At 36.0% G+C, this 17,421-nt stretch carries 14 protein-coding genes; 2 read left to right on the forward strand and 12 right to left on the reverse strand.

Annotated features, from left to right (window positions below):
• Window positions 1-2 precede the first annotated feature (2 nt).
• A complete protein-coding gene (locus NIL_RS08635) occupies window positions 3-1,220 on the forward strand; it encodes a molybdopterin molybdotransferase MoeA (RefSeq protein WP_187647375.1) in 1,218 nt (405 codons plus the stop codon).
• A 697-nt stretch (window positions 1,221-1,917) separates the two neighbouring features.
• On the opposite strand, the gene NIL_RS08640 is transcribed toward NIL_RS08635, so the two are convergent.
• Genes NIL_RS08640 through NIL_RS08650 form a run of 3 tightly spaced genes read right to left on the reverse strand, consistent with a single transcriptional unit; the run spans window position 1,918 to window position 6,792 of the window.
• Complete coding sequence (locus tag NIL_RS08640) at window positions 1,918-4,494, reverse strand: M14 family zinc carboxypeptidase (protein WP_187647376.1); 2,577 nt, start codon at window positions 4,492-4,494, stop codon at window positions 1,918-1,920.
• Window positions 4,478-5,893 carry an ATP-grasp domain-containing protein gene (locus tag NIL_RS08645; RefSeq protein WP_187647377.1) on the reverse strand — a complete coding sequence of 472 codons (1,416 nt, stop codon included), beginning with the start codon at window positions 5,891-5,893 and terminating at the stop codon, window positions 4,478-4,480. Before NIL_RS08645 ends, NIL_RS08640 begins: the two co-directional genes overlap by 17 nt.
• Window positions 5,890-6,792, reverse strand: coding sequence for an ATP-grasp domain-containing protein (locus tag NIL_RS08650; RefSeq protein ID WP_187647378.1), 903 nt, complete (start codon window positions 6,790-6,792; stop codon window positions 5,890-5,892). The genes NIL_RS08645 and NIL_RS08650 overlap by 4 nt, the downstream gene beginning before the upstream one ends.
• Before the next feature lie 60 nt (window positions 6,793-6,852).
• Here NIL_RS08650 and NIL_RS08655 point away from each other — a divergent pair, with 60 nt between their 5' ends.
• Window positions 6,853-7,935: a M20 family metallopeptidase gene (locus tag NIL_RS08655; protein WP_187647379.1), complete on the forward strand. Its 1,083-nt coding sequence runs from the start codon at window positions 6,853-6,855 to the stop codon at window positions 7,933-7,935.
• A gap of 40 nt (window positions 7,936-7,975) precedes the next feature.
• Here the strand turns inward: NIL_RS08655 and NIL_RS08660 are convergent, their stop codons facing one another.
• The 9 genes from NIL_RS08660 to mnmG form a co-directional block, all read right to left on the reverse strand.
• Window positions 7,976-8,488: a c-type cytochrome gene (locus NIL_RS08660; protein WP_187647380.1), complete on the reverse strand. Its 513-nt coding sequence runs from the start codon at window positions 8,486-8,488 to the stop codon at window positions 7,976-7,978.
• Between the two features lie 9 nt (window positions 8,489-8,497).
• Window positions 8,498-9,079, reverse strand: a complete 582-nt coding sequence (locus NIL_RS08665; RefSeq protein WP_187648628.1) for a 6-pyruvoyl trahydropterin synthase family protein — start codon at window positions 9,077-9,079, stop codon at window positions 8,498-8,500.
• 25 nt (window positions 9,080-9,104) lie between these two features.
• Window positions 9,105-9,863, reverse strand: coding sequence for a 7-carboxy-7-deazaguanine synthase QueE (locus tag NIL_RS08670; protein WP_187647381.1), 759 nt, complete (start codon window positions 9,861-9,863; stop codon window positions 9,105-9,107).
• A 235-nt stretch (window positions 9,864-10,098) separates the two neighbouring features.
• On the reverse strand, window positions 10,099-11,067 hold the full coding sequence (gene moaA, locus NIL_RS08675; RefSeq protein ID WP_187647382.1) for a GTP 3',8-cyclase MoaA: 969 nt from the start codon (window positions 11,065-11,067) through the stop codon (window positions 10,099-10,101).
• 216 nt (window positions 11,068-11,283) lie between these two features.
• Complete coding sequence (locus NIL_RS08680) at window positions 11,284-12,210, reverse strand: c-type cytochrome (RefSeq protein ID WP_187647383.1); 927 nt, start codon at window positions 12,208-12,210, stop codon at window positions 11,284-11,286.
• A complete protein-coding gene (locus NIL_RS08685) occupies window positions 12,207-13,463 on the reverse strand; it encodes a cytochrome b (protein WP_187647384.1) in 1,257 nt (418 codons plus the stop codon). Before NIL_RS08685 ends, NIL_RS08680 begins: the two co-directional genes overlap by 4 nt.
• 10 nt (window positions 13,464-13,473) lie before the next feature.
• A complete protein-coding gene (gene petA / locus NIL_RS08690; RefSeq protein ID WP_187647385.1) occupies window positions 13,474-13,977 on the reverse strand; it encodes a ubiquinol-cytochrome c reductase iron-sulfur subunit in 504 nt (167 codons plus the stop codon).
• A 487-nt stretch (window positions 13,978-14,464) separates the two neighbouring features.
• Window positions 14,465-15,340 carry a hypothetical protein gene (locus NIL_RS08695; protein WP_187647386.1) on the reverse strand — a complete coding sequence of 292 codons (876 nt, stop codon included), beginning with the start codon at window positions 15,338-15,340 and terminating at the stop codon, window positions 14,465-14,467.
• Between the two features lie 116 nt (window positions 15,341-15,456).
• Window positions 15,457-17,328: a tRNA uridine-5-carboxymethylaminomethyl(34) synthesis enzyme MnmG gene (gene mnmG, locus NIL_RS08700; protein ID WP_187647387.1), complete on the reverse strand. Its 1,872-nt coding sequence runs from the start codon at window positions 17,326-17,328 to the stop codon at window positions 15,457-15,459.
• Between the last annotated feature and the right edge of the window lie 93 nt (window positions 17,329-17,421).

Raw genomic sequence — 17,421 nt, forward strand, 5'->3', positions numbered from 1 at the left:
TGATGAAAGTTACTATAGAAAAGGGCTTAAAAATCATTGAAGATGTAGTTGAAAAAAAAGGCCTCGAGATAGTTCCTATAGAGGAAGCAACAGGAAGGATATCAGCGCAAAATTTAAAGGCAAACTTCAATCTTCCAAGATTTGACAACTCCGCAATGGACGGATTTGCCGTTAAGTTATCAGACGCCGGTAAAAAAGTTAAAGTTATAGAAACAGTATTGGCCGGAGAAAATAAAGAGATAATTTTAAAAGAAAATAGCGCCGTAAAGATAATGACCGGAGCCAAAATACCAAGAGGTTCTGAAGCAGTAGTGCCGATAGAAGATGTTACCATTGAAGAAGATTACGTAACATTGCCAAAAGAGATCAAAAAATACGCCAATATAAGAAAAGCCGGAGAAGATATTAGCCAAGGCGAAACTATAGTAAAAGCAGGAGAAAAAATAGACGCCTATACTATTGGAGTCTTAGCATCGCAAGGGTACTCGTATCTAAAAGTGTACAAAAGAGTAAGAGTCGGTGTTTTTGCTACCGGAAAAGAGCTTAAGATGCATTATGAAAATATAGAGCCTCACCAGATATATAACTCAAATACTCCCGTTTTTTACTCAAGAGCAAAGGAGCTAGGTTGCGAAGTGAGCTTTTTAGGCTCAAGCGATGACGATAAAGAATCCATCAAGGAGCTTATCAAAAAAGCGCAAGATTTTGATCTTCTAATAACAAGCGGTGGAGTAAGCGTAGGAGAGGCTGATTTTACCAAAGAGGCTTTTTTGGAGCTTGGAACAAAAATATATTTTGATAAAGTTGAGATAAAACCGGGAAAGCCAACAACTTTTGGCACTCTAAATAAGACCCTTATACTAAATCTTCCGGGCAATCCGTTAGCGGCTGCGCTAAATTTTGAGATTTTTGGAAGATTTATAATAAACAAGTTAAGCGGACGCAAAGATATTTATCAAAACTGTATAGAAGCTATATTAAAAGAGGATATTAAAAACAGACCTGGTCGCGAAGTTGTGATACCTGGCTTTTTTGACGGAAAATTTTTTATACCATCGCAAAAAAAAGGTCCCGGTATGGTAACTCCTTTAAGCAACTCAAACGGATATATCATACTTCATAGAGAGATCGCTTTGCTCAAAGAGAACACTAAAGTCAAATTTATACCAATTGATTTTGAGTTTTTCTCAAAGGAAAAAATGAATATATATACATTATAGATTTTTAGAACGATAAGTTTTATTAGCTTACCCAAAACTTTCATTTCGCAAGCGCTAAAACATTAAGAAAAAAATCGACTTAGATAAAGATAGCGCTTGTTTTTATATCAAGACCAAAAAAAGGTTTTTCAACCCCAAATTTGATTTAGAAAAAAGTTCTACGCCAAATAAAAGAGCCAAAAAATTAAAAAAAACTTTACTAAAAATCTATAAGCATTTTTATATTTTGCGATATAGAGACTATATGCGATGATGCTAGCTAGTGATCCACAAACACCAAAACCTCCGACACTAACACCCATATCAGCGATTTCCAATCGTTTGTAAAGTTTGATAGCAGTACGGCGGTTGGAACGTTACTCATTATTTGACTAAGAAGGAGTGCGGTAAAAAAAGCGATATGAGAATCAAACAGGTTTTGATAAAGCAAAATAGAAAGATTATCCGCAATTTCAAAGAAAAGATAAAAAATAATTAAGAGCATATAGTCTATTTTTTAAAGCGAAGTATCGGTAAATAGCGTATAGAAGAAAATTATCGAGAGAAGATAAAGAGAAACTGTCTTAAAAATCTCTAAAATAAAAAACCTCATACTTATCTTGACTCAAGCACAGGTAGCGTTTAGCGATAAAAGAGGTAAAGGCAAAAAGTGCAAAAGAGAGAAAAGAGTCTCTCTTTGATAAAAAAAGCCAAAATTTTACGGTTCATAATATAAAACTACCGGCTCAGAATAGTTTGGAACATTGTCGTATGTAAAGACTGCGTAATATTTGGCGATTTTTGTGTTGCCAAAGTTATCGTAGGTGTAGTTATCTCGCCCGGCATAGAGCTTTACGCCGTCCTGTGGGTTTTTAGGCGGATGAAAACGGTTTCGAACCACATAGGCTCCTACAAAATCTTTATCTTTTGGGTTTTGCCAAGTCAATTTTACCATACCTTTTTCGATGGTGGCTTTTAAGTTTGTAACTGGACTTACGGGCATTTTTCGCTTTTTGATATACTTAATCACAAGCTTTACCACATTTGGACTATTTTTATCAAACCAATTAATGAGATGATCTTTAGCTTCGCTTGCCGGTGTTGGGTGGATAATAAATCCAACGGGTCTATTTTTGGTATGAAAGTTTTCTAATTCGATTTTACTAGCACTATCAAATAAGAAGTAGTTGGTATTCTCTTTGACAAGCTGCTCTTCACTCACTTCATAATCGATAAAACCAAGGGACTTTCTGTTTTGGATATGGGTATAATCTAACTTTTCTAAATCTACAAATTCGATCAAGTAACGAATATCTAAAGAGCTTTTTTTGATGTTTTCATTTTTGATTTTGATAAAACTTTCAGTTATAACGCACTCATTAGCATCAGGCAAGAGAGAGAGATCAAACTCCATATATCCATAAACAATATTACCCTTTTCATCATACCCGCAAGAGAGCGTATCAAGAAGAATTTCATCTTTTTTTACGGTTGCTAGCTTCAAAGGCTCTAGCTCCACTTCAGCCGGCGGAACGGTATATTTAATATATAGATGGGGTCGGTAGTGAATCCCTCCGCCAAAAGGGCCATATCCAAGATCAAACACCATCATCTGGCTATCTGCTCCAAGAGGAAGTTTTGTCGGCCCTTGCATTCGAAAGAGCACCTCTTTTTTCTTTAAGGCTTCTTCTAAAAGTTTTCGCTCAAAAGCGTTTAACTCCCAAGTCTTCCAGATACCTTGAGTCAATTTTTGTGAGGGAATCGTTTGTCCAAGGGTTTGAATCACTTTTGCGTTATGGATCTGATTAAAATCGGTTATATCCTCAACATCTTCAATGATACTTATCCCCCACTCTCCATATTTTTCAATCTTTACATTAACGCGATTTAAGGGATAGAGACTTATTTTTGCCTCTTTAATAATTGCGTTTTGGGGAATAGAGTCAAGACGAAAGCGCATTATGGCATAACTTATGCCAAGAGTTTTGTTTACGCCTACAAATAGTGAGTTTTTACCAAAGTGCTCCGGGTTTTTTTTCGATTTTTGAGCAACGTAGCCAATATCTTGCGGACATGGAAAAATGCTTCTAAAAAACTCGTCTCGCTCTAGTTTTGTCATAATTTTAAGCTGAGGAGCAAACGGCCCTTTTTGCTTTGTAAGCCTATCTACGGGACGAATATAGTAAAAATATAACTTACCGCTGGCTCTATCTTTGTCGACAAATTCCAGTTCGCTTGTGGTGGCGATAAGACTAGGTTCACGGCAAGACTCTTTATGTTTTTCATTTCGATAAATCTCAAAATAGACGTTTGGATACTCTTCTTTATCATATTCCCATTTGAGCTTGACGCAGTTACTTTCATACTCATCTATCACAAAGTTTTCCACTCTAGCCGGTTTATTTACTGCGTAACTATGTGCTTCGTTTAAAGCATATAGAAGAGCCGGGATATTTTCATCGATCGATTCGCTCATATTTTGCAAGTAATCTGGAATATTTCTTGTACCAACCTCAACAACGGCCGCCAATATGCCTTTTGAGTAATAATACTCTCTTGCGCTTCCTTGAATAAGCCTAGCCGGAGGTTTTCCCCTATGAATCCCGTAGCGTCTACCAGTTACCTTTTCGATCTCATAGTTCATATTGGCACAAAGAACATTTAAATCGGTTCCTTCGATTTCGGCTTCATGGTTAAATTTGTGTGCTGGAAAAAAGACGTTGCCTTGCGAGTGATAATCTAAAGCTATCGTGATATTTGGATGAGTATCTACAAACTCTTTTATTGCTTTGGTTTCAGGCTCGCTAAAGGGCTCTGGTCCTCCATAAATATTGGAAGATGGATCTTTAGACTTTACCCAGCCAACGCTAAAGTTTCGATTTAGATCTACTCCAAAACTCCCATCAGAGTTTTTTCGTCTATTTTTTCGCCAAAAGGAGTAGTGACTGCGTGAATACTCGAAACCGTCAGGATTTAGCACGGGCACTATATAGAGCGTATTTTTCGATAACGCGCTTATAACTCTTGGATCACTTTTATGGTTTTTTAGTAGATAATCCACAAAAGCGATTGCCAGCTCATTACCTATCCACTCTCTTGCGTGAATCGTACCCGTGTATAGCAAAGCCGGCTTTAAATCGGCATATTCCACGTCAAGCGAAACGGTAGCCAAAATGATATCTCGATTCTCCCAAGTTTTGCCAATAACCTGAAGTTTAATTAGATGCGGATACTCTTTGACTTTTTGTTTTAAAAACGAAATCGTCTCTTCGTAGGACTTATATTGATGTTTCAAATCTCTCCTTTTTAAATTCTTGCCAAGCTTCAAGCAATTTTTTTAGCGTTTTATCTTTAATTCCCTTAATTTCTAGTAAAGCATCGGGATTATTATCTAGTTCGTAAGATATATTAAACGCGTCAATCTGCTCTAACACTTTTTTTGCCTTTTTGCCAAGTGTATTATGTAAAAACTCTTTAATCTCCTCTTCGCTTAAAACTACAGGCTGTTCGTCGCTTGGCTCTTCAAAACTATGTTCTTCGTTTGATATTTTCTTCTCTTTTTTCTCACTCTTTCCCCAAAAATTTTTACACTTTTTAGTAAAATCCCACTTTTCGCTTGGCCACTCTTCATAGTCTCTCTCTTCGGTATTTAACATCGGATACTCTTCGTCAAGTTCCCAAATCTTATGCACTGCTCCACTCTCATCCATCTTTTGCCTATTTAAAAAGTACTCTCCGTCAAAGCTAGGAGTATAGCGTCCAAAGGTGATAAAGCGCATCGTACGAAGAAGGGAGCTATCGATTTTGCCAAGCTCCTCCCAGTTATAGACGGGTATATTTGGCTTAGGAAATCTTCCGTCGCTTAGCTTCCACATTAGATACTGTCCAATCCAGTCTCTTATATAAGGAAAGGCAGCAAATGCAGTAGCACACTCTAAGATACGATATTTTCCATCCTCTTTACCTACGGCTATATCGCATGCCCAATATTCCGCATTGGCTGCTTTACTAACTTTGACGGCTAGATCCAACACCCCTTTGGGCACGTTCATATAATCTATACTTCCTCCTTGAGAGGTATTGGTAAGCCAGTGTCCTTCTGGCGGCCTTCTCCAAAAAGCACAAACTGGTTTATGGCCAATCAGCATCACTCTTATATCGGCACTCATCGGCACAAAATCTTGTATATAGATTGGACAATACTTTTTTGCTTCTAAAAGCTTTTTAGCCTCCTCAAAGCTATCTACTTTATGTACAAAATAGCCTCCATAATTGCTTGGGCCATAGCTTCGTTTTATGATTTTAGGATAAGTTGTTTTTTCTAAAAATGCCATTCCCTCATCTTTATCGTAAAATATATAGGTTTTTGGAACGGGAATATCATATTTCCAGCAAAATCTTGTAACATTTTCTTTTGATTTATTGGCAAATTGGCTATCAAGCGATGGAATAAATTTTACGTTTGGAAGTTCTCTTGCAATCTTTCTAAAAGTCTCATAGGCAGTTGCTGGAATATTTCCTATTAAAACGTCTATTTTTTTCTTTTTAACCTCTTTTATAAAACGCTTCTCATCACCCTCCCAATGATAAATTACTGTTTCGATTTTATCCGGCCAACCTTTGAAATTGCTTCTGTCAAAAAATCGCAAAACATAATCTAGATATAAAAGCCCGATTTTTGGTAGTTTTTTCATCTGTTATCCTTTAGTTTTTTCTCCATCAATTCTACAATTTTCTCAATCTTTTTATCGTTAAAATCAAGTCCCATTTTTTCTTGTTCCGGTGTGGCAAAAGCCGGGATCCCGTTAACTTCTAACACTACATACTCTTCATGTTCTCTATCGTAGATGATATCTACTCCGGCAATCTCTATACCTATCGAGCGTGCCGCTTTTTGAGCTAGTTCTATCACTTCATCTTCACACTCTCTTAAAACTACTCTGCCCCCGCTTGTTACATTCGTTCGCCAATCTCCCTCTTTTGCTTTTCTACCATAACATGCGATAAACTCTCCATCAACCAAATCTACCCTAAAATCGCTTCCGTCATAATCGATAAACTTTTCGATATAAAAAAATCTTAGATCCGTTTGATTTAAAAAGGGTAAAATCATATCAAGCTTATCTTTGCTATCTACAAGCGCCATACCTATACCGCCCCATCCATCGACGGTCTTAAAAACAGCTTTGCCCCACTCCAATACCTTATTGCGAATAGTTTCTACATCTTCTCTATGGCATAAGAAATATTCGGCCGTTCTTATACCTGCTTTTCGTAAAAGATCGTTTGTTTTAAACTTATCTTCGCTTATATTGAAAGCTTGAAAACTATTGATGCAAGGCACATGTTTATCTAGAGCTTCATAAAGATAGACTTGATATTTCGTCTGTTCACCGGCGTTATAGCTAAAAAAACAATCAAGTTCATACAAGTTAAGCCCATTGAGTAAAATTTTTCCGTTTTCTGAAATCGCTTGACGAAGATTTAGTCCGGTTGAGACGATATGCCCTCGCTCTTGAAGTTTTGCAATAAGTTTTTTTTCAATCAAATCCCCACCGCCGTTTTGATACATCCAAATACCGATATGTGCCATAGTAGTCCTTTAAGAGGATTTAGTCTATAATACAAAAAAATTGATAAAAAGGCTTTGAAAATGTATGATTTTAGTGAACTTGCCGAACTTATCAACATCAACTCCTATACCAAAAATAAAGTGGGCGTTGATGAAAATGGTTCCCTTATGCGCCAAAAGTTTGAAGCTTTAGGATACAAAACAAAAGTTTTTGAAAGAAAAGATTTTGGCAATCACCTCTATTTTACAAGCCTAAAAAAAGAAGGCCCAAAAATGCTACTTTTGGGGCACTTAGACACCGTCTTTCCACCAGGAACCTTTGAGGGATTTAAAGATGACGAAGAGTGGATTTACGGGCCTGGAGTTTGCGATATGAAAGGCGGAAATATGGTAATGGTAGAGGCTTTAAGGGCGCAAGAAAAGATTTTTAATATCGATATTTTTTTAGTAAGCGACGAAGAGATAGGTAGTGATGACTCAAGAGAGTTTACAAAAGAGATTGCCAAAAATTACGAGTATTGCTTAGTTTTTGAAGCGGCCGGCAAAAATGATGAAATAGTAGTGGCCAGAAAAGGGATTGGCACATTTTACGTAGATATCGAAGGAAAAGCCGCGCACGCTGGAAACTGCTATAGTGATGGAATTGACGCAAATTTAGAAGCTGCGCATAAGCTCATATCTTTTAGCCATTTAACCAATCTTAGCAAAGGAACAACGGTTAACGTTGGAAAAATGGAAGGTGGTATTGGAGCTAATACCATCAGTCCACAAGCTAGACTCATTTTAGAGGCTAGGTTTACAACACAAAGTGAAAGAGATCGAGTCTTAGCTGAAATTACAGAAATCGTAAATAGTTCGTACGTATTAGGAAGCAGAGCGATTTTGAGCGGAGGCTTACAACGGGATGTGATGGAAGAGAACGAAGCACAGCTTTTATTTATCAAAAAACTTGAAAAATGGAGTAAACAGAGACTTCTTACCGAAAAACGAGGCGGCGGGAGTGATGCAAATATTGCCGCAAGTGTTGGAGCTATTACTCTTGATGGTTTTGGCCCGTATGGCGACGGAGATCACACTATCCATGAAAGGGCGAGTAAAAAAAGCTTTATAAACAGGATTGAGCTAGTTAGTAAGATATTTAAAGGTTTTATGGACGAACTATAAGATTCTCTCGCCTAAAGCGAGAGAATTTAACTAAAACTGATTATTTTAATTTTGAGATATATTGGGATAAAGCTTCAATCTCCTCATCACTACTATTTTTAACTTGAGAACTCATCAAACTACCCATGCCATATTTATTAAGTTTTCCGGCTCTATACTCTTTTAAGATCCCAACAAGCTCCTCTATAGCCATTCCGCCTATAGGAAGAGATTTTCCTAGTGCCCTTTTCTCACCACTTTTGCCGTGACACCCTGCACATTTAGCGTACAATTTAGCACCGTCTATGTCTGTTTTGCTCTCTGTACTATTCTCTTTGGTACTACTTTCAGCAGCTTTTTCAACATCTCTCTTTTCATCCAATTTATCTATCTTTGTATAACTCTCTTTACCCTTACTTTCTAGTTTTATATCATTTTCAGAACTATTTGTCGTTACTTTCGATTGCTCTTTGGTTTGGACTTTTGATAGACTATTTTTCTCCTCAGGTTTTTGAGAACAGCCGACTATCAAAAAAATTGACACTATAGCAAAAAGCCATAAAATTTTTCTCATAATCTCCCCTTAAACGATTTTTGGATTTTCAATCTTTTCACCTCTAAGAAGTCTCTCCCAAATAAACGGATCGCTCCACTCTTCTATAACTCCAGAAGAGAACTTAACTTTACTTAAATCTATAAAACCCATCTTTTCACTATAAGCATCCGCACGGTCGCATCTTGCATATCCGGTATCCGTTTCATGAACAATTACGCTATCAATGCACACATTATTCTCTTCATTTACCATTATAGTCTGATTTAAAATTTTATCAACAATTAGAAAAAATAGTCTACTAAACTGCTCGGCACTTGGATTTACCGGGATCTCCACCCACCTTTGACTCCATTTTTTCATATCTTTAAGATACTGAGGATCATCGCCACTCCAAAGAGTTATAGCGTGATCGAAAGAATCAATAAGCTCCTTTATGGTAAGTTTGGTAAGACCAAAATCGTAAACCATCTCTCCTCTATCTAGTGAGTCAGATCTAAAAAAGAGTTCAACTTTATAAGAGTGACCATGAATACTCTGGCTACATCTCTTAGAAGTACAGTTTCTAACTATATGAGCGTTCTCAAATTTAAAAAGTTTTCTAATAAGCAACTTCAACCTCTCCTTAGCTACCAAACTATCTTTTTTTCTCTCTGTTCCAAAGCCTAACGTGGAGTCTATCGCTATAAATAAATCCATAAATCAAACAAAACTCTGCAACAGCTTTATCATGCTTTTTAATTATATCTTGTTTATCGCCAAGAGGCATACAGAAAATCTCTGCTTCAGGATAAGGTTCTACTATATCCACTATCTCCTCAAACGCTCTTCTTTCAATAATACCTCTATCCAAAGTAAACTTAAAAAAGGAGTAAGAGGTGTTGTTTATATACTCCTTTATAACCTCTTTATTTACCCTTTTATCGTAAGGCTCGCCGCTATTGCTAAGTTTAACAGCCATAGCAAATATAACGTCTTTATAAGCTGAAAATTTTTCAATATCTACTTTTATAGTTGCATTAGTTTCGATAGTAACGATAAAATCGTTATTAACTAAATATTGAATGAATTTATAAAAAATGGAATCTGTCGCATAGATCATAGGTTCTCCACCAGTGATAACTATGTGAGGCTTAAAGTCAAGATTTTCGATATAGTCGTCCAATATCTCTATCAAAACTTTTTCGTTCTCTATCCTTTTCCACTCATTTTGAAAGATCTCCTTATTTACCGCTCTTACAGTATCACAGCCATAAACAATTTTACCTTTTACAAAATATTCTCCAAAATCTTGGCATCTTAGATTACATCCGCCAAATCTAAAAAAAACGCTTGGAGTACCTACAAATTTGCCCTCGCCTTGGATAGAATAAAAGTGTTCAACAAGATAAACCATTAATTTCCTTTTTTGGAATTGGGCATTTGGAATTGGGAAATGGGAATTAGGAAATAGTAAATTCAAATAGTCATTAAGCCATTAGTCATTAAGTCATTAAGGATAATTTTTCCTAATGACCAATTACAAGTCAATTTTATATTCTTAAAAGTTTCAAAAATTGTTAAATTTTTAAAATGTTTTGAATAAACGAAACTTAATGACTAATGACACTAATTCCTAATTCCTAATTCAATCATCCGCCCGTTTCATAAAAAGCTCTATTTGATGCTTCAGTTGCCTCTTCACTCCATCTGTTCTCTTTTGGTTTATTAGCCAAAACTGTTTTCAAAATCTCTACAGCTTTTTCGATATCCCCTTTTTCTACAGCCTCCTTTATACTCATAGCCTCATCAAAATACAGACAAGGTATCAAATAACCCTCGGCGGTGAGCCTAATTCTGTTACAAGATTCACAAAAGTCGTGTTTATGAGGATCTATAAGTCCAAACTTATATCCATCATTTTTCAACTGATATAAAAATGCAGGCGAACTTCCAATTCGTCCCACTTTTTGGATTTCATACTTCTCTTTGATTTTTTCTAAAATCTCTCTTCCGTGCATTCCTTTTAAAGAGCTATGGGCGTGAACGTTTTCCATATACTCTATAAATCTAACTCTTATACCTCTTTTTTTTCCAAACTCTAAAATATCAACAATCTCACTATCATTTACGTTTTTTAAAGGAACCATATTTATTTTAATCTTCAAGCCTACCTTCATAGCCTCTTCTATACCGTCCAATACGTTTTTTAAAACATCTTTACCTGCAATCTTTGCCGCTATTTCTGGTTTTAAACTATCTAAAGATATGTTGATCCTTTTAAGTCCGGCATCTTTAAGCTTTTTAGCACTCTCCTTAAGAAGATATCCATTTGTTGTCATAGCCAGATCAATATCATTTTTATAATTATAAATCATTTTTATAAATTTATCTAAATCTGTTCTTAGTGTAGGTTCTCCTCCAGTTATCCTTATCTTTTCTATCCCTTCGTCAATTGCAACTTTAACAAACTTGAAAAGATCTTCAAAACTTAATAGATTCTCTTTAGGAACCCATGAAAAAGGTTTTTCGGGCATACAATATTGACATCTAAAATTGCATCTTTCCGTAACTGAGATTCTAAGATAGTTTACATTTCTGCCATGTCCATCTATAAGCATAATTCCTCTTTTTATTAAATTTAAAAAGTTAAATTGATTAAGTAATTGATTTTAGTTAAGTTATAAAAAAAATTATAATGATTAAATAATTATCAACTCAACTACTCAACCAATTTAACTACTCAACAAAATAATAACTGATTTTACCTAAAAATAGAGAAGATGAAAATGAAGTAGTTTGATTTCTTTATATCAAGAGGCGAGTGCCTCTTGATTTTAATGTAAATCTCTCCACATCTGTTTCTTCCAAGCATAAGCAAGAAGAGCAAAGATTACAAAATATAGGATAACTAAAGGTCCTAAAGAATTTCTTTTATCTTTCTTTCTATCACCCACATTTTCCATATAAGTGATAACTTGTTGCGTAGACTCTTCAGTCAGACCAACTCTCGGCATTGCTGTTCCGTGAAGAATTTTTTGAGGATCCTCTATAAAATCTCTGATATATTCATGACCTCTTGATCTTATATATATAGAAAGATCTGGAGGATTAGTACCGAGATATTTTTTCAAATTTTCCTGATACTCAGCATGTTTTTTATTAAACTCGGCTTTTTCAAGCTCTGTATCCATTTTAGGTTTCTCACCTATTACATACCAGTTATCATATTTCATATCGTGGCATCTACCACAAGCATTAACAAATGCATCTTTTGGCTCAACTTTTTTTGGAGCAATAGATTTTAAATATGCAACGATATCGGCAACTTCTTGCTCAATATCTCCGCCAACACCATAAAAATTAGGCATAGGAAAAGGCCTATTTTCGTTAAATTTGTGTTCCAACTTCATAGCATGAGCAGGATTTTTTATTACTGCGGCTAGAAATTTCTCATCATAAAGAGCGCCGGCGTCGCTAAGATCAGGTGGATTAACTCCGTAACTCGCACTTGCAGTTACAGGATCCATAGGAGCTGGCATGTTTTGAGATTTGACAGAGTGACAACCAACACAACCAGCATTCATAAAAACTTCCGCACCCTTTTGAGGATTACCTTGTTTGGTAAGAGCAGGTAGATCATCATATTTAAACGTTGCAGGTTCATGGTGCGCATGCATTTGAGAGTGAGCGAACGGCTCAACGCCCCAATAAGTTATCAGTGTAAAAAATACTACAACAGCTAATATTTTAAGTTCTCTCATGCCGCACCTCCTGCTCTTTGCGCTTCCTTCTTAGTAATTAATGGAAGCGCAACTAATAGCAACGTCAAAAATGTAATAGAAGCAAAAAATCCTATCCAAGCATTTGCCCCAGTTGGAGGCAGTTTACCCCATATAGTTAAAACTATCATATCTACTACCAAAATCCAAAACCATATTTTAAAAGCCCCTCTTTTATGAGCAGGTGCTACTACCGGCGATCTATCTAGCCACGGCATCAAGAAGAATATTACGTTAGCGATACCAAAAGCTATTAAACCTATATCCATCGCTGACAGAGGTCCAACATCGAAAAAGAAACCTCTAAGTACTTCATAACTCCACAAGAAGTACCACTCGGGGTAGATATGTGGCGGTGTTTTCATCGGATTAGCAGGATCGAAGTTGATCGGATCCATCGCAAAATTGTAATGATAGAACACCAGATAAAAATAGAAAACCATAAATACGCCTAAAACAAAAAGGTCTTTACTTAAGAAAACAGGCCAAAAAGGTATAACTTTTGATTCAGCTTTTCTTCCGGCTTTATACTTTTCAGCTTCCGCATCAAAATCTATCTCTTCACCCTCTTGGTTGTTTACGTGTGGGATTCTTAAAGAGTAGAAGTGCAAACCAATAATCCCCATAATAACCAATGGTAAAAGAAGTACATGAAGCATAAAAAATCTAGTAAGCGTTGCGTCAGCAACATAAAAGTTACCTCTAATCCATATAACAAGCTCATCACCTATAAAAGGAATCCCTCCAAATAGGTTAGTAATAACTTGTGCAGCCCAGTAACTCATCTGCCCCCATGGAAGCATATAACCGCTGAAAGCTTCAGCAGAAAAAGTAACAAAAAGAAGCATACCGCTTATCCATATCATTTCACGGCCTTTTTTATATGAGCCGTAATAGATACCTGTAAACATATGTATATATATAACTAAAAAAACGACGGATGCGGCAACTCCGTGCATATGCCTCCATAGCCACCCAAACCAAACCTCTTGCATAATTGTGTAGTTAACGCTGTCAAACGCTAGTTTCGTATCTGGTTTGTAGTACATCAGCAAAAAGATACCAGAGATCAAAAGAATTGTAAACATCGTCATTAAGACGACACCCATAGCCCAAAGAAAGTTTATATTTTTTGGAATCCAGTATTCCGTCATCAAGACTTTTGTCAGTTTAGTAACTGCAAGTCTTTGATCGAGCCACTCATAAACACTATTAGCTTTTTCAAAATGTGCCATATCCCGCTCCTTACGCTTTACCGACTAACTTTTTATATTCAGGTCCCTCTTCGCCCAATACCAATTTAGTTCCTTCTATCTTAAACGGAGGAATGTCCAGAGGTCTAGGAGGAGGTCCAAATGTATTTGTACCGCAAGCATCGAATTCACCACCGTGACATGCACACTTAAATACCTGCTTATCAGCTTCCCAAGCTGGAATACATCCTAAGTGAGTACAAAGACCTATTCTCACCAGATAGTCTCCCTCACCTACTTTTACATCAGCATCGTTACACTTTTTAAGCTGAGTACTGTCTTTCTTGAGTATAAAAATAGGTTTTCCCCTCCATGTAACTGTTCTGAACTCACCAGGTTTCATTGGTGATAGGTCAACAGTTGTAAAACCTGCTGCCATAACGCTTGGCAAAGGATCCCATGTTCTTTTCATGGCATACAGTGCCGCAACGCCTCCAGCAGCAGCAAAACCGCCAAAGACCATACCTAAAAAATCGCGTCTTTTTTGATCTGCCATATGACTTCCTTTCTTTATAGTGATAAGTGTCGGATTAATTTTATATGAATACAAATTAAAAAATCATAAATTTAGATTAATATCAAGAAAAGTTCGCAATTTAACTCCTCGATGAATTATTTCAAGCAGCTTTAAGGCTGCGACTCATTAATCTGCATAACCTCTTAAAACTTTTGTGGGCGGATTTAGTCTCGCTTCACCTCCTATCCTCCGTAAACTCCTATAAGAAATCATAGTATAGCAGTATGTTCAAATAGAACTTTTCGGCGGCACTCTCCTTTGACAGCTTCAATTCTCTGTTCCGCCACTATCTTCACAACTTTTCCATCATCCATTTCAATATCGAAAGAAATAGATCCCCCTACGGCCACAAATCCGGCTAGAATTCTTCTGAAAATTTCGCCTATCTCTCAGGTATAGACTTTCCCTTTTATGTTTTCTATCACCGAGAAGTCTATCTAAAATTATGAACTAAAGTGTACACTATCTAAATTAAATTTAGCTTATTTTTTATATATGTCCCAGTTATTGTCACATTTTTTTCATTTATCAACTCTTTTTTAAGACTAAATTCAGTTTTTATTGCATTCTTTAATAACTCTTTATTAAACTCTTTTAAAACTTTTACCCCAAGCTGTCTCAAAAGAGGGACTAAGTTTTCATCTTTATCTTCTCTTTGTATATATATTACTTTTCCATCAGATGCTAAAGCTTCCAATGCGCTTTGAGGAGAAGAGGTTATAAATAGTTTAGTTTTTTTAATAACATTTTCATACTCTTCAATTTCAATAATATCTTTAAAGAACTCATTTAACTCATTTTGGTAATTTATAAAAAAATAAAAACCTTCTATTAAACTTATGTATTCATCTTTAAAAATACCAGAAACTCTAACTAAATCTTTATCATAATCATCATCGCCGTAAAAGAAAGTTTTATCTATATTTTTTTTGAAATCTCCAAAATATCTCTTATCTATCAAAATCGCATTTATAATATTTTCACCATTTAGATAAGGTGAAATGAGTATTTCACCTTTTTTTGCTTTATCATCCAATCTATCGCTTATTCTTACGAAGTGTCCAAAAAAATCAATCATCTCCTGGTGCATAATTTCGTTATATTCATCACTATCAAAAATAACTATATCTCCCCTTTGGCATATATTGGCCATATTTCTCACATCATCTATACCAACACTTCTTTTTACGCCTAGCTCGCTTTTAGCAAAACTTGCCGCTCTAAAATCTTGTACCATCAAAAGCGGATCGTATTCTTCAAACTCTCTCATTAAAGCAATAACACGTCTTAATCTATTAAGACCGACTCTATGTCCAGTTTTTGCGTAAAAAAACAGTCTCATATCCTCCCCTTCTTTCGTATTTCAAATGTTAGTATATTTGGTTTATTGGTATATTTATATATTGTTGTATCTTGTTGTATCTGTTTTTTTATTTCAATACACCAATAACCAATATACTAATCACCCTCTTTCTCTTTCATTTTTATATAGATATGCAAAATCTCAATAGCCGCCGGAGTTATCCCGCTAATCTCACTTGCAGCAAAAAGTGTCGGTGGTTTATACTTTATCAGTTTCTCCTTGACTTCATTAGAAAGGCCAGAAATTGACTCAATATCTAAATCCACAGGAATATTTACACTCATAAGTTCTTTCATTCTATTAATCTGGCTTTTTTGTTTTTGAATATATTGATGATATTTGGCCTCTATTAAGATCTGCTCTTTTGCCTCTTCGCTAAAATCTATTATGGATGGAGCTAACCTTTCAAGTTTTTCTATATTAAAACTACTTCTTGAAGCTATATTTTTCAGTGAGGTTTTATCGGTAATTTTTTGTTCATCTATACTCTCTAAAAAGGTTAATGTCTCTTTGGTAGGAGTTAAAAAGTTATTTTCCAAATATGCAAGTCCCTTCTCTATCTCCTCTCTCTTTTTTAACATCCTAGAGTATGTATCATCATCAATTAACCCTAGTTTGTATCCATATCTCATTAGTCTCAAATCCGCGTTATCCTCTCTTAAAAGAAGTCTAAACTCTGCTCTACTGGTAAACATTCTATAAGGCTCTTTAGTTCCTTTTATAACTAGATCATCTATCAAAACTCCAATATACGCTTCATCTCTTCTTAAAATTAAAGGCTCTTCTTCTTTAATAGCCAAAACCGCATTTATACCAGCCATCAACCCCTGAGCGGCAGCCTCTTCATAACCTGTGGTTCCGTTAATTTGTCCCGCACAATAAAGCCCTTCTACCTTTTTTGTCTCAAGAGTATGTTTAAGTTCCGTTGGATCCACAAAATCGTACTCTATAGCATATCCATACCTTACAATCTCGGCATTTTCCAGCCCCCTGACACTTCTTATCATCTCTCTTTGCACATCGGGAGGCAAAGAGGTACTCATACCGTTTATATAATACTCGGTAGCCTCTAGAGTCTGCGGTTCTACAAATATATGATGGCGCTCTTTGTCTTTAAATCTGTATATTTTATCTTCTATACTAGGACAATACCTAGGACCCACACCCTCAATCTGTCCTGTAAATAGAGGAGCTCTACTGAAGTTTGACTCTATGATTTCGTGTGTTCTTTCGTTAGTGTATGTTATATAACAAGGAAGTTGTTTAGGGCTAAAACTTTTTCTATCTGTTCTAAAACTAAAAGGTATTGGATTTTCATCTCCAGGCTGTATTTCCATTTTTGAAAAATCGATACTTTTAGCGTCAATTCTTGCACAAGTTCCGGTTTTTAGCCTACCCGTATTCAACCCGAAACTCTTTAGAGACTCGCTGAGTTTTTTAGAAGAAAACTCTCCGACACGTCCTGCTTCTTGCCTTATTTCTCCTATATGGATAAGCCCCCTTAAGAAAGTTCCTGTTGTAACTATAACTTTTTTTGCATGGTATACATTATTTAGATTTGTCAAAATCCCCGTAACTTTTCCCTCTTTAGTAAGTATCTCCTCAACCATCTCTTGGACCACTTCCAGATTTGGGGTATTAAGAACAACTGTTCTCATAAACATTTTATATCTATCCATATCTATCTGTGCCCTGCTTCCTCTAACGGCAGGCCCTTTGGAAGCGTTGAGTATCCTAAACTGTATTCCCGTTTTATCGGTACAGATTCCCATTTCACCGCCAAGAGCATCTATCTCTTTTACAAGATGTCCCTTAGCAAGTCCACCTATGGCCGGATTGCAGCTAACGGCACCAATCTGTTCTGCCAAGATAGTTACAAGTAGAGTTTTCATACCCATTCTAGCACTTGCAAGTGCCGCTTCTATCCCTGCGTGTCCTCCTCCAATAACTATAATATCGTATTTCATACAATCCTCTTAAATAAATTTATTGATATAGCAAGATTTTAACCCGCTCACTCTGCCAATTTTGGTTATAATTATATCCAATCACTATATACT

This window comes from Nitrosophilus labii (assembly GCF_014466985.1).
GTDB classification, from domain to species: domain Bacteria; phylum Campylobacterota; class Campylobacteria; order Campylobacterales; family Nitratiruptoraceae; genus Nitrosophilus_A; species Nitrosophilus_A labii.

Coding starts and splice junctions, on each gene's coding strand:
- NIL_RS08635 (WP_187647375.1), top strand. CDS start 3: ATGAAAGTTACTATAGAAAAGGGCTTAAAAATCATTGAAGATGTAGTT.
- moaA (WP_187647382.1), bottom strand. CDS start 11,067: ATGCTTATAGATGGACATGGCAGAAATGTAAACTATCTTAGAATCTCA.
- NIL_RS08650 (WP_187647378.1), bottom strand. CDS start 6,792: ATGGCACATATCGGTATTTGGATGTATCAAAACGGCGGTGGGGATTTG.
- NIL_RS08685 (WP_187647384.1), bottom strand. CDS start 13,463: ATGGCACATTTTGAAAAAGCTAATAGTGTTTATGAGTGGCTCGATCAA.
- NIL_RS08670 (WP_187647381.1), bottom strand. CDS start 9,863: ATGGTTTATCTTGTTGAACACTTTTATTCTATCCAAGGCGAGGGCAAA.
- petA (WP_187647385.1), bottom strand. CDS start 13,977: ATGGCAGATCAAAAAAGACGCGATTTTTTAGGTATGGTCTTTGGCGGT.
- mnmG (WP_187647387.1), bottom strand. CDS start 17,328: ATGAAATACGATATTATAGTTATTGGAGGAGGACACGCAGGGATAGAA.
- NIL_RS08695 (WP_187647386.1), bottom strand. CDS start 15,340: ATGAGACTGTTTTTTTACGCAAAAACTGGACATAGAGTCGGTCTTAAT.
- NIL_RS08680 (WP_187647383.1), bottom strand. CDS start 12,210: ATGAGAGAACTTAAAATATTAGCTGTTGTAGTATTTTTTACACTGATA.
- NIL_RS08660 (WP_187647380.1), bottom strand. CDS start 8,488: ATGAGAAAAATTTTATGGCTTTTTGCTATAGTGTCAATTTTTTTGATA.
- NIL_RS08645 (WP_187647377.1), bottom strand. CDS start 5,893: ATGAAAAAACTACCAAAAATCGGGCTTTTATATCTAGATTATGTTTTG.
- NIL_RS08655 (WP_187647379.1), top strand. CDS start 6,853: ATGTATGATTTTAGTGAACTTGCCGAACTTATCAACATCAACTCCTAT.